Below are 10,913 nucleotides of genomic sequence, written 5' to 3'. Positions count from 1 at the left end.
CACTAAATGCCAGGGCTTGTCACAAGGCTGAAGATTCAAAACGTTGTCACTGTTTTCAACGCACCAACCCAGGCATCCTGAGTTTCCTTCACCCCGCCGGGGCGATGCCAGTATTGCACTGAGGGTTAAAGGTCAAGCCAACGGGTAGCCCGCAGTCGGTAGTGAAGTTCTCCATTGATCGAGTGACCCTGTAACGGCTGATACAGCGCGTCATGAATCTCTGTTACGCCCCTGCGCTGGTTGAGCCAGGCCTGACTACGGCGCAGATTATTGCTGATTCAATCCGGTGTAAAGGAACCAGCTACGGTTATAGGTACGATACCCTTTGGGATCCTCTGCTCCATAAGTCCGGTTTTCAGTGTTAACTCATCTGTGAGTTTATGTTGGAAGGTAGTCCCCCAATAATGAACGTTCCAGTTATACCAGGTCATTGAGTTGGCCGACTTACCGCCACACTGTGATAACAATTGAAAATCACAAGGAATGATCTGGTCGAAATCCTGCACTTTATTCATTAATCCCACCCGCCATTGCAGACGTTGATTAGCAAAGCTGCGGGAAAAGGTTAACCAACCCAAACGGGTTATCGATTGTCCTCCGCGTAGCTTTCCTGCGAAAGGTCATTAATTCCTGCGCGAGGATCGTTTAGCCGTTTACTGGTCAGGCTGTCATTGTGATTACGGTTGACGATATTCCCCTCTATTTTGGCATCAGCAATCCCGGTGAAAGCCTGAAGATCCTGTTGGAAGGTTAAAGCAACCTGATCAATATAAGCCGTGTGAGGATCCGGGTCATATCCTCCAGCCATGTTATAGGCAATCTGGTTCAGGTAACCGAGGTTGAAGACAAACCCTTTGCCTTCCAGTTCTGGCCTGAACCCTGGATAATTTGTCGTGCTAATTGTTGATATTCCATGATTTTCACTTCATCGAAAAAAAGTCTTCGCACCCTGTGGTTGAATGACCAGCAAAAAAAAACCTGAACGACTTATTTCCACGCAGACCAGGTGGAAAAAAGCGGTTCAGGTTTTGCCTGAGTTAACAGTGACAATCCTTTATTGCTGCGGCTGATATTTCCTCAAGTTGGTTGAAATAACAACCCTCTCGCACCTTTCCGTGCTCAATTCGTGAGCAACCTCTTATTTGTTCGCACATTGACATGCTTATTAACGGCTTAGCGAATAAGGCCATTTTGCAACGGTAGGCTGGCAGGCTAGACTGACTCGTATTGATGATGCTTAATGCGGAGCGGCTGTGGACGTGATTGAAGGCAAGGCTTTACAGATATCGGATGCCATAATTTCCTGTCAGCTGGATGGCAAGGGCGGGTTAATCCCTATTGATGATAAAGACGTGATTAATTGCGATCGGCCATGCTGGTTGCATCTGAATTACACCCATCGGGAAAGCGCAGACTGGCTTGTGTCCACGCCGTTGCTGCCAGACTCAGTGCGTGATGCATTGGGCGGCGACAGTATGCGCCCAAGAGTAAACCGTCTGGGTGATGGCACGATGATTACGCTGCGCAGCGTGAATCTGAACAGCGAGTCCCGCCCCGACCAGCTGGTGGTCATTCGGGTTTTTATCAATGACAAACTGATCGTCTCTACCCGGCAGCGCAAAGTTTTTGCCATTGATGAAGTGCTGACCGATCTGCAAAACGGCAACGGCCCGGTAAACGGTGGAGGCTGGCTGGTGGATGTGTGTGATGCGCTAACCGATCACACCAGTGAATTCATTGAAGAGCTGCACGATAAAATTATCGATCTGGAAGATGCGGTGGTCGATCAGCGGGTTCCGCCGCGTGGAGAACTGGCGTTAATTCGTAAACAACTGATTATTATGCGGCGCTATATGGCACCGCAGCGTGATGTCTTCTCCCGCATCGCCAGCGAGCGCCTGCCGTGGATGAGCGATGACGACCGCCGAAGGATGCAGGATATCTCCGACCGGCTGGGTCGCGGGCTAGATGACCTGGATGCCAGCGTGTCCAGGACCGCGGTATTAACGGATGAAATCAGTACGGTAATGGCGGAGTCAATGAACCGCAGGACCTATACCATGTCACTGATGGCAATGGTCTTCCTGCCCACCACCTTTCTCACCGGTCTGTTTGGGGTAAACCTGGGCGGAATACCAGGCGGAAACTGGGGATACGGATTTGGCACCTTCTGCTTCCTGCTGGTGGTGCTGGTGCTGGGTGTTGCATGGTGGTTAAAACGCCGGAAATGGTTGTGAGCTGAAGGGGCGGTTACCGTGGAAAAATGGGAAAAGTGCGTTGAAAACTGACCAAAATCAATATTTGCAGGTCAGCGTTAGGGCAAACTCTTTTCCGCAGGTGAATGCAACGTCAAGCGATGGGCGTTGCGCTCCATATTGTCTTATTTCCATATATTTGAATTACTGCATAGCACATTGATTCGTACAAGCCGGGTATTCCCGGCTTTTTTTTGCCCATTTGCCAGCCACGTTTGGCGTGCCTATGCTTAACGTTCATGCCAAGTCTGAGGAGGAAGACATGTTAACCAATGCAATGGACACTCCACTCGCATCCGAACCGATTCCTACCGACCCGGTCCCCATCCCTGAGCCGATCCCGACGCCGCAGCCGCTACCCGATCCGCCCATCGATCCCGATCCGATTTTAGACCCACCACCGCATGCTTAACGGCTCCACCTTTACGTGAAAGGGCAGGAACGCAGACAGGGAAGTCTCCCTTATCTTCTGGCGCTGAAGCCAGCGACGATTATTTAAACCTGCATTAAAAACCCGTATACTCCCCGCCAGAAAAGTGTCCAACCAGGAAATCGATCGTCGACCCACGTCGGCGTTATGAGAAGTCGCTATGAATCAAACAGATACAAGAAAAGAATCGCTCGAGTACAACAAGCTGCAGAAACGTCTGCGCAGAAATGTTGGCAACGCCATCATCGACTACAACATGATTGAAGAAAATGATGTGGTGATGGCCTGCATGAGCGGCGGCAAAGATTCATTCGCCATGTTGGATATCCTGCTGAATTTAAAAAAGGTGGCCCCCATCCATTTCGACGTGGTGGCGGTTAACCTCGATCAAAAGCAACCAGGTTTCCCTGAACACATCCTGCCGGCGTATTTCGAGCAGCTGGATATTCCTTACTACATCGTAGATAAGGACACTTATTCCGTAGTCAGAGAGAAGATCCCGGAAGGGAAAACCACCTGTGGTCTGTGCTCCCGACTGCGCCGTGGCACGCTTTACTCTTTTGCAGAGCGCATTGGCGCCACTAAGATCGCGCTTGGCCATCATCTGGATGACATTGTAGAAACGCTGTTCCTCAATATCTTCCACGGTGCCCGTATGAAAGCGATGCCGCCAAAACTGCGTTCAGACGATGGTCGTAATGTGGTGATCCGCCCGCTGGCTTATTGCCGCGAGAAAGACCTGATTGAATACTCTGAGCATAAAGCGTTCCCGATCATCCCTTGCAACCTTTGCGGTTCGCAGGAAAATCTTCAGCGTCAGGCAATCAAGTCAATGCTGACAGACTGGGACAAGAAAGAGCCAGGCCGCGTTGAAAGCGTGTTTAAATCGATTCAAAACGTCAGTCCGAGCCAGCTGGCTGACCGTAACCTGTTTGATTTCGTCAACCTGCCGCTGGACCGTGAAGGCGACAGGGAAGAGTATGCGTTTAGCGAAGCGACGGTCTCTTCGACCAACATCGATCAAGCCCTGTTTATCGATGTGACTAACCTCTAATCTTTTATTCTGTGGCCGCTGTACTGGCCGCTGAATCTCCTTCATAGCAGGCCGGTGACTTTTCCGGCCGCAACCAGCGGGCAGAGTTTTCTGCTACACTCAGCGCCAACTCGCCCGCCGGTTTTATCAGAGAGTAATTTGTGACTTCTTTTGCAACCCTGACAGCCCTGCCAGCCAGCCAGATCGAGAATCTGAATGAGCTTGGCTACACCACCATGACGCCAGTCCAGGCCGCGGCTTTGCCCGCTATTCTGGAAGGGAAAGACGTTCGCGCTCAGGCCAAAACCGGCAGCGGAAAAACGGCCGCCTTTGGCCTGGGTGTTCTGCACCGCATCGATGTGACCCAGTTTGTCACCCAGTCGTTAGTGCTGTGCCCAACGCGTGAACTGGCTGATCAGGTCGCGAAAGAGCTGCGCCGTCTGGCCCGTTTTGCCGCCAACATCAAAATTTTGACCCTGTGCGGCGGACAGCCGCTGGGGGCTCAGCGTGATTCATTGGTGCACGCCCCGCACATCGTGGTTGGCACGCCGGGTCGCATCCTTGATCACCTCAAGCGTGAAACGCTGAAGCTGGATCAGGTTGCTACGCTGGTGCTGGATGAAGCCGACCGGATGCTTGAAATGGGCTTCCGTGAAGACATCGAAGAGATCATCAATTATTGTCCGCAGTCCCGCCAGACGCTGCTGTTCTCAGCAACATGGCCACAGGATATTGCGCGCATCAGCAAAAACATTCAGCGCGATCCTGTCGCGGTTGAAACCGATGTGGTGTCTGATCTCCCGACCATCGACCAGCGTTTTTATGAAGCTGGCGCGCGTGAAAAGTTAACCGCGTTGATCGGTCTGTTAAGCGACGAGAAACCCAGCTCCTGCGTCGTGTTCTGCAACACCAAGCGTGAATGCGATGATGTCGCCTATGCGCTGGAAAGCAGCAAAATCAGTGCGCTGGCGCTGCACGGTGATTTAGAGCAGCGTGACCGCGACCAGGTATTGATTCAGTTTGCTAACGGTAGCTGTCGCGTGCTGGTGGCCACAGATGTTGCGGCTCGTGGCCTCGACATCAAATCGCTGGCCATGGTGGTCAACTATCAGCTGTCATTTGACCCTGAAGTGCATGTTCACCGCATTGGCCGTACGGCGCGTGCCGGGGCAGAAGGGTGCGCAATAAGCTTTGTTGCACCTGATGAGATGGTCCGGGCCCATGCGCTGGAAGATTTCCTGCAGATGAAGCTGAGCTGGCATAAAGTCTCAGAGCTGAAATCGGTTGCGGCGCAGCCTTTGCTGGCTGAAATGGCTACGCTTTGTCTGGACGGTGGCCGTAAGGCTAAAATCCGCCCTGGCGATATTCTGGGCGCGCTGACCGGTGATGCCGGGTTGAGCAGTGAAGTGATTGGTAAAATTGATATCACGCCTACTCAGGCTTATGTTGCTATCCGTCAGGATACGGCACGCCAGGCGATGAAGCAGCTGCAGCAGGTGAAAATTAAAGGCAAATCCTGCCGGGCGCGTTTGCTGAAGTAATCGGCATCACGAGCAATAAAAAAAGGCCTGATAATCAGGCCTTTTTTTTGACACGACAGAAACTAGATTTTATGCACTTCTGGCGGCTGCGCCAGCAGTGGCCCGGCATCGGCCATCAGCGTTTTGAAATGCGGCTGTTCGCCATGAATACCCACAGCCTCTTCATTTAACCAGGTTTCGTGGAACAGAAAAACGTTTCCGTCTTCAACACTGCGATACAAATCGTAATGGAGGCAACCCGCTTCAGCACGGGCCGGTTTCACGCCGTTATTCAGCACCTTTTTTAACTCATCAGCTTTGCCGGGACGGGCAGTGAACTTCGCCACGATGAGGATATTTTTATCGGTCATCCACTTCTCCTTTTAGTTACCTTGCCAGCCAGGCCGGAAATCCCACCTGACCCTGTAAACTGTTGGGGTTAGAGCGCTTTTGGGGCCTTACTGGCTTAAATTCAGGCCGTAAATTTGCGCCTGCCTACCGCATCATGCCACATTTGTTGCGCTACTTCAGGCCTGTTTAGGGCTAAACTGGCACGCCTCGCCTGTAAATCCCGCCGGATCGCCCATCAAGGCAACCCGCAGCAGCAAATCCATCAACATAAATTATCCCTCTGATTTGTAGTCACTTTCAGTTGCAGATCCTCACCCGTTATAAAATGAGACGGCTGGCTATTGCTATTTCAGTCATTTTAATTTGGTAAATATTCGTGACAGCTATCGACCCGCTCAGGATCGTAGCTTATGCTGGCTTTCTGCATAATTACCGTTCCCCGGAGAAGAAATGAAAGCAGCGACCTTTCTGCTTGTTGGTTGTGCGCTGTTGCTGTCCGCTTGCAGCAGCAGTGAAACCGATAACGAACCGCCGCAACAGGCTACCAGTGCGCATGTGCCACCAAGAGTCGTGATGTCGGATTTTGCCTCCAGCACCTGCGCTAATGCCGGGGGAACCTTAGCCTTGTCACGTCAGTTGGACGGCAGCTCTGTTGGCATGTGCCAGCTGGCAAATGGCCGCCGCTGCGGTGAAAATGCGCTGGCAAGTGGGACCTGTGCTCGTTAAACCTGCTCAGAAAACCTGACCGATTAACCAGTGTTAATCAGCCGTCAGCTCATTCGGGCAGGGCTGATTACTGCTCAGCATCTTAAGGTTTTCCAGCGTGGTTTCCGAAATGCTGGTCAGTGCTTCCGCTGTCAGGAAAGCCTGGTGGCCGGTAAACAGCACATTATGGCAGGATGACAGGCGGCGGAAGACATCGTCCTGAATTACGTCATTCGATTTATCTTCAAAGAACAGATCGCGCTCGTTTTCATAAACGTCCAATCCCAGCGAGCCAATTTTTTGCAGTTTTAATGCATCAATCGCCGCTTGTGAGTCAATCAGTGCGCCGCGACTGGTGTTAATAATCATCACACCATCTTTCATTTTCTGAAAAGCGGACATATCCAGCAAATGGTGATTTTCTGAAGTTAACGGGCAGTGCAGTGAAATGACGTCAGATTCTTTGAAGAGCGTATCGATGTCGACATACTCAGCACCCAGCTCGATGGCGAGAGGATTCGGATAGGGATCGGAGACCAGTAACTTCATGCCAAATCCTTTAAGAATACGCAGTGTTGCCAGACCAATCTTCCCTGTTCCCACCACACCAGCTGTACGACCGTGCATGTTGAAGCCGATCAGGCCTTCCAGTGAGAAATTGGCATCGCGTGTTCGCTGATAAGCGCGGTGAATTCTGCGGTTTAACGTCATCATCATGCCCACAGTATGTTCCGCCACCGCTTCAGGGGAGTAGGCCGGCACGCGAACCACTTTCATCCCCAGCTCTTTTGCCGCAGCAAGATCGACGTTATTAAAGCCAGCGCAACGCAGCGCGATAAACTTTATTCCCAGTTCAGCAAGCTCTTCCAGCACCGCGCGGCTGCCATCATCATTGACGAAGATGCATATTCCGTCACAACCAATAGCGGTTTTTGCCGTCTTTTCGGTCAACAGAAAATCGAAAAATTCCAGCTCGAAGCCGAAGTCTTCATTGACCTGTTCAAGGTATTTCCGGTCGTACTGTTTAGTACTGAATACCGCAAGTTTCATGATCTCTCTCCTGTAACCGTAAAAGGAATACTACTTCAGCATAGTAACAATAATTCTCAACAAGCGGCGACTCTGAGATCACCGCTGGGAGAAATTTGCGCTGAATCCGTTGATTATCTGTTAAAAACTTCTCCCGTGTGACATTCCGTGCCATCATTTCACCCTATGATATTCACGGATGGAGCGGAATGTTGACTGGCCTTTCGCGTGGCTTGAAGGCGGTAATGACGATCCTGCTGATTGTTGTGCTGCTGATCGCCACCCTGTTGCTGACTGTAACCCACTGGCTTCCCCGGCTGGCAGGGCTGTGGCTGCCCGCCAATACCGCTCTGGTGCTGGACAGTAATCCTCGTTGGCAGTCTGGCAAGCTGCTCGTACAGGGTTTGCATTACCGCGTGGGCGACTGTGAACTGGCGGAGGTAGAAGCGCTGTCTTTGGGCCGCACGGCAGGACGTTGGGCAGTAACCGCCGGAACCGTCAAGGTTGACAGCACTTGCGCCAGCAATCTTCCGGCCAGCCCGCAAACCAGCGCGCCTCGTTCCCTTGCGGACTGGCAGGCAATGCTGCCGGGTGTAGATATCGCCATCAACAACCTGACTGTTTCTCCGTGGCAAAGCTGGGCTGGTGAAGTAAAACTCAGTCTGGATAACCATCATCAGACCCTGCGTTACACCAGCCCGACTCTTTCGCTGGATGCGGAAGTCAGCGGACAAGAGCTGGTGCTCAACTCACTCACTGTCATCGCGCCCGGCGTGCCTGATCCGATTACCGTTGCTGGCACGCTTAGCCTGCCGAAAATTCCAGACACCTTGCCAGACGCCGGAAAACTCACCGGGGAGATGACGCTGCAAGGCATTCCTGCGCCGCTGAAAGTGAATCTGGACTGGCAGCAACAGCAGGGGCACCTGGTGGTGCACCAACAGGGAGAAGATGAGCCGCTGGTGACCTTGCCCTGGGCAATCTCAGATCAACAGATCTTGATCGAGCAAGGACAGTGGCGATGGCCCTATGCGGTTCAACCGCTGTCTGGTGGCATCACTCTGGCATTAAAAAACTGGCAGCAGGGCATTCCAGCGACCGAGATCAGCGGACGGCTGAACGTGCTGACGCAGGGAAGAGGCGGTAAAGGTAACGTAGTGCTCTCGTTGGGGCCTGGTCATCTTGACTGGAGCAACAGCCAGTTGCCTTTCCGTTTAACCGGAGAAAGTAAGCTTGCCCAGCTGCAATTCTACGCTGGCTTGCCTGGCGAAGTTCAGGGACCCTTGCTTGATCCTGCTTTGTTGTTAAAACCGGGGGCGCTGCTGCGGATGCGCGGCCGAGTGCTCTCCACACTTGAAGTGGATGAAGCGCGTTGGCCGCTAGCGGGCGTGACCGTCTCTTCGGCCGGAATTGACGGCCGCCTGCAGGCTATTCTGACGGCACACGATCCGCAGATGGGGCGGTTTAAACTGCATCTTGATGGCCGGGCTAATGACTTTTGGCCGGATAAAGGCAAGTGGTTCTGGCGCTACTGGGGCGAAGGCTATATGGCGCCGCTTGCCGCCAAATGGGACATGAAGGGTAAAGGGAGCTGGCAGGATTCGCTGATCGAGCTGTCATCGCTCTCTAGCGGATTTGATCAGATCAGTTATGGCAATGTGAACGTCAGCGCACCGCGGTTAACGCTGGCTGCACCTGTGGTGTGGCAGCGTAATGCAGAGCATCCTTCCTTTGCTGGTCAGTTCCGTCTGGATGCGCAACAGACCAGCTTCAGCAGTGGCGGCTATCTGCCACCTTCCAGTCTGACCTTAGCGGTGAAAGGGCAAGATCCGGCGGCATTCCTTTATAACGGCAGCTTGCAGGCAGAGGATATTGGTCCGGTTCGCGTGCAGGGGCGCTGGGATGGCGTGCGTTTACGCGGCCAGGCCTGGTGGCCTCAGCAATCACTCAGCGTCTTCCAGCCGCTGCTCAGTAACGATCTGAAGATGAAAATTCAGGGCGGCACGTTAAAAGCGCAGGTTGCCTTTTCTGCCGCTGCCGATCAGGGCTTTGAGGCCGGCGGACATTGGGTGGTGAACAACGGCAGCGTCTGGATGCCGGACAATGAAATGAACGGCATCGACTTTTCGCTGCCGTTCAGGCTTAAAGCTCATCATTGGTATTTTGGCGCTAAAGGGCCGGTGACACTGCGTATTAAAGAGGTGAAAAACCAGTTTGCCTTGCAGAACATCACCGCCGACCTGCAAGGCTGGTATCCGTGGAACGATCGCCAGCCCTTGCGCTTAAGTGACGTATCGGTAGACGTGCTGGGAGGGCAACTCAGTCTGGAAAGCCTGCAGTTGCCGCAGACAGAAGCCGCCACGCTGCGCTTAAAAAATATCAGCATGAGCGAGCTGGTCACAGCGATGAAACCAAAGCAGATTGCGCTGTCCGGTCACATTAATGGCGCGTTGCCGTTGTGGCTGAATAACGCGCACTGGCTGATCAAAGACGGTTGGATTGCCAATAACGGGCCTCTTACCGTCAGAATGGATAAAGATTTTGCCGATGCCATCGCCAGCAATAATATTGCAGCCGGGGCGGCGATAGACTGGCTGCGTTATATGGAAATTACCCGCAGTTGGGCAACGGTAGACATTGATAACCTGGGGGCGATGACGATGAAGGCTCAGGTCAACGGCACCAGTCGCTTCAGCGATAAGAATCAGCGTGTCACGTTAAACTACACGCAGCGAGAAAACCTGTTCCAGCTGTGGCGCAGCCTGCGCTTTGGCGATAATTTGCAATCCTGGGTAGAGCAAAATGCCGCGCTGCCGACTCAAAAGGAAACGACCGATGAAACGCATTAGCCTGCTGATGCCTGCCGGAATATTGCTGCTTAGTGGCTGTGTCCCGCGTATTGAAGTGGCTGCCCCTAAAGAGCCGATTACCATCAACATGAATGTGAAAATTGAACATGAAATCCATATCAAGGTCGATAAGGACGTTGAGGCGCTGCTGAAAAACCAGAGCGGTCTGTTCTGAGGAGAAGAAGATGAAAAAGCTGAAAACGCTGGCCGTGGCTTTACTCTTGTTGTCACCCACTGCGATGGCCTTAACGCTGGATGAAGCACGCCAGCAGGGATTAGTCGGTGAAACGCTAACAGGTTACATCGCGCCTGTGACGCAGAATAATGAGACTCAGGCGCTTGTCGAACGCATTAATCAGGGACGACAGCAGCAATACCAGTCGCTGGCACAGCGTAACAATATGACGGCGGCAGAAGTCGGGCGAATTGCCGGACAGAAGTTGGTCGAGCGGGCTGCGGCAGGGCAATATGTTCGTGGCATTAATGGACAGTGGCTGAAGAAAGGGCAATAGACCGTTGAACGCCAGATAAAGATAATCTTAAAATAAAACCCTGTCTGCCAGCGGTAGCGGATTATCATTAAAAAAGCGCAGTCAAAGTTAAGATTACCTTCATTGATAACCCCGAATTGATACTGAAACGTCGTGAAAGAATAACGATAACAGAAAAATAACATCATAAAATATCGAATTTATATCAACGGGTTACGCGCCAATGCAGTTATCCTTGTGCTGCTCTACC

9 protein-coding genes and 1 pseudogene are annotated in these 10,913 nt (G+C 52.4%); 7 read left to right on the top strand and 3 right to left on the bottom strand.

Going from position 1 to position 10,913, the window contains the following annotated elements:
- Window positions 1-35: 35 nt before the first annotated feature.
- Window positions 36-880, bottom strand: a pseudogene (locus WCC56_RS20165) (carbohydrate porin); the annotation flags it as partial.
- A gap of 373 nt (window positions 881-1,253) precedes the next feature.
- Between WCC56_RS20165 and zntB the strand changes: the two are divergent.
- From zntB to dbpA, 3 genes are all read left to right on the top strand, one after another.
- Entirely contained in the window at window positions 1,254-2,237 is a 984-nt protein-coding gene (zntB, locus tag WCC56_RS20160; protein WP_424694098.1) for a zinc transporter ZntB, read from the top strand.
- A gap of 608 nt (window positions 2,238-2,845) precedes the next feature.
- Complete coding sequence (gene ttcA, locus WCC56_RS20155; RefSeq protein ID WP_424694097.1) at window positions 2,846-3,739, top strand: tRNA 2-thiocytidine(32) synthetase TtcA; 894 nt, start codon at window positions 2,846-2,848, stop codon at window positions 3,737-3,739.
- Between the two features lie 140 nt (window positions 3,740-3,879).
- Window positions 3,880-5,259: an ATP-dependent RNA helicase DbpA gene (gene dbpA, locus WCC56_RS20150; RefSeq protein WP_424694096.1), complete on the top strand. Its 1,380-nt coding sequence runs from the start codon at window positions 3,880-3,882 to the stop codon at window positions 5,257-5,259.
- A 62-nt stretch (window positions 5,260-5,321) separates the two neighbouring features.
- Here dbpA and WCC56_RS20145 read toward each other — a convergent pair whose 3' ends face one another.
- Window positions 5,322-5,609, bottom strand: a complete 288-nt coding sequence (locus tag WCC56_RS20145) for a putative quinol monooxygenase (RefSeq protein ID WP_424694095.1) — start codon at window positions 5,607-5,609, stop codon at window positions 5,322-5,324.
- Window positions 5,610-6,039: 430 nt separating this feature from the next.
- Between WCC56_RS20145 and WCC56_RS20140 the strand changes: the two genes are divergently transcribed.
- Entirely contained in the window at window positions 6,040-6,315 is a 276-nt protein-coding gene (locus WCC56_RS20140) for a DUF333 domain-containing protein (RefSeq protein WP_424694094.1), read from the top strand.
- A gap of 33 nt (window positions 6,316-6,348) precedes the next feature.
- Here the strand turns inward: WCC56_RS20140 and WCC56_RS20135 are convergent, their stop codons facing one another.
- Window positions 6,349-7,344 carry a 2-hydroxyacid dehydrogenase gene (locus tag WCC56_RS20135; protein ID WP_424694093.1) on the bottom strand — a complete coding sequence of 332 codons (996 nt, stop codon included), beginning with the start codon at window positions 7,342-7,344 and terminating at the stop codon, window positions 6,349-6,351.
- A 188-nt stretch (window positions 7,345-7,532) separates the two neighbouring features.
- Between WCC56_RS20135 and WCC56_RS20130 the strand changes: the two genes are divergently transcribed.
- Genes WCC56_RS20130 through WCC56_RS20120 form a run of 3 tightly spaced genes read left to right on the top strand, consistent with a single transcriptional unit; the run spans window position 7,533 to window position 10,684 of the window.
- Window positions 7,533-10,172 carry a YdbH family protein gene (locus WCC56_RS20130; protein ID WP_424694092.1) on the top strand — a complete coding sequence of 880 codons (2,640 nt, stop codon included), beginning with the start codon at window positions 7,533-7,535 and terminating at the stop codon, window positions 10,170-10,172.
- Entirely contained in the window at window positions 10,159-10,347 is a 189-nt protein-coding gene (locus WCC56_RS20125; RefSeq protein WP_041692015.1) for a YnbE family lipoprotein, read from the top strand. Before WCC56_RS20130 ends, WCC56_RS20125 begins: the two co-directional genes overlap by 14 nt.
- A gap of 10 nt (window positions 10,348-10,357) precedes the next feature.
- Entirely contained in the window at window positions 10,358-10,684 is a 327-nt protein-coding gene (locus tag WCC56_RS20120; protein ID WP_424694091.1) for a YdbL family protein, read from the top strand.
- Window positions 10,685-10,913 lie beyond the last annotated feature (229 nt).

The organism is Erwinia sp. (genome assembly GCF_049696395.1).
GTDB lineage: Bacteria > Pseudomonadota > Gammaproteobacteria > Enterobacterales > Enterobacteriaceae > Erwinia.
This window is presented reverse-complemented; position numbering and strand designations above follow the sequence as displayed.

Excerpts from the sequence above, each read along its gene's own strand:
- ttcA (WP_424694097.1), top strand. The coding sequence starts at position 2,846 with ATGAATCAAACAGATACAAGAAAAGAATCGCTCGAGTACAACAAGCTG.
- WCC56_RS20145 (WP_424694095.1), bottom strand. The coding sequence starts at position 5,609 with ATGACCGATAAAAATATCCTCATCGTGGCGAAGTTCACTGCCCGTCCC.
- WCC56_RS20140 (WP_424694094.1), top strand. The coding sequence starts at position 6,040 with ATGAAAGCAGCGACCTTTCTGCTTGTTGGTTGTGCGCTGTTGCTGTCC.
- WCC56_RS20135 (WP_424694093.1), bottom strand. The coding sequence starts at position 7,344 with ATGAAACTTGCGGTATTCAGTACTAAACAGTACGACCGGAAATACCTT.
- WCC56_RS20130 (WP_424694092.1), top strand. The coding sequence starts at position 7,533 with ATGTTGACTGGCCTTTCGCGTGGCTTGAAGGCGGTAATGACGATCCTG.
- WCC56_RS20125 (WP_041692015.1), top strand. The coding sequence starts at position 10,159 with ATGAAACGCATTAGCCTGCTGATGCCTGCCGGAATATTGCTGCTTAGT.
- WCC56_RS20120 (WP_424694091.1), top strand. The coding sequence starts at position 10,358 with ATGAAAAAGCTGAAAACGCTGGCCGTGGCTTTACTCTTGTTGTCACCC.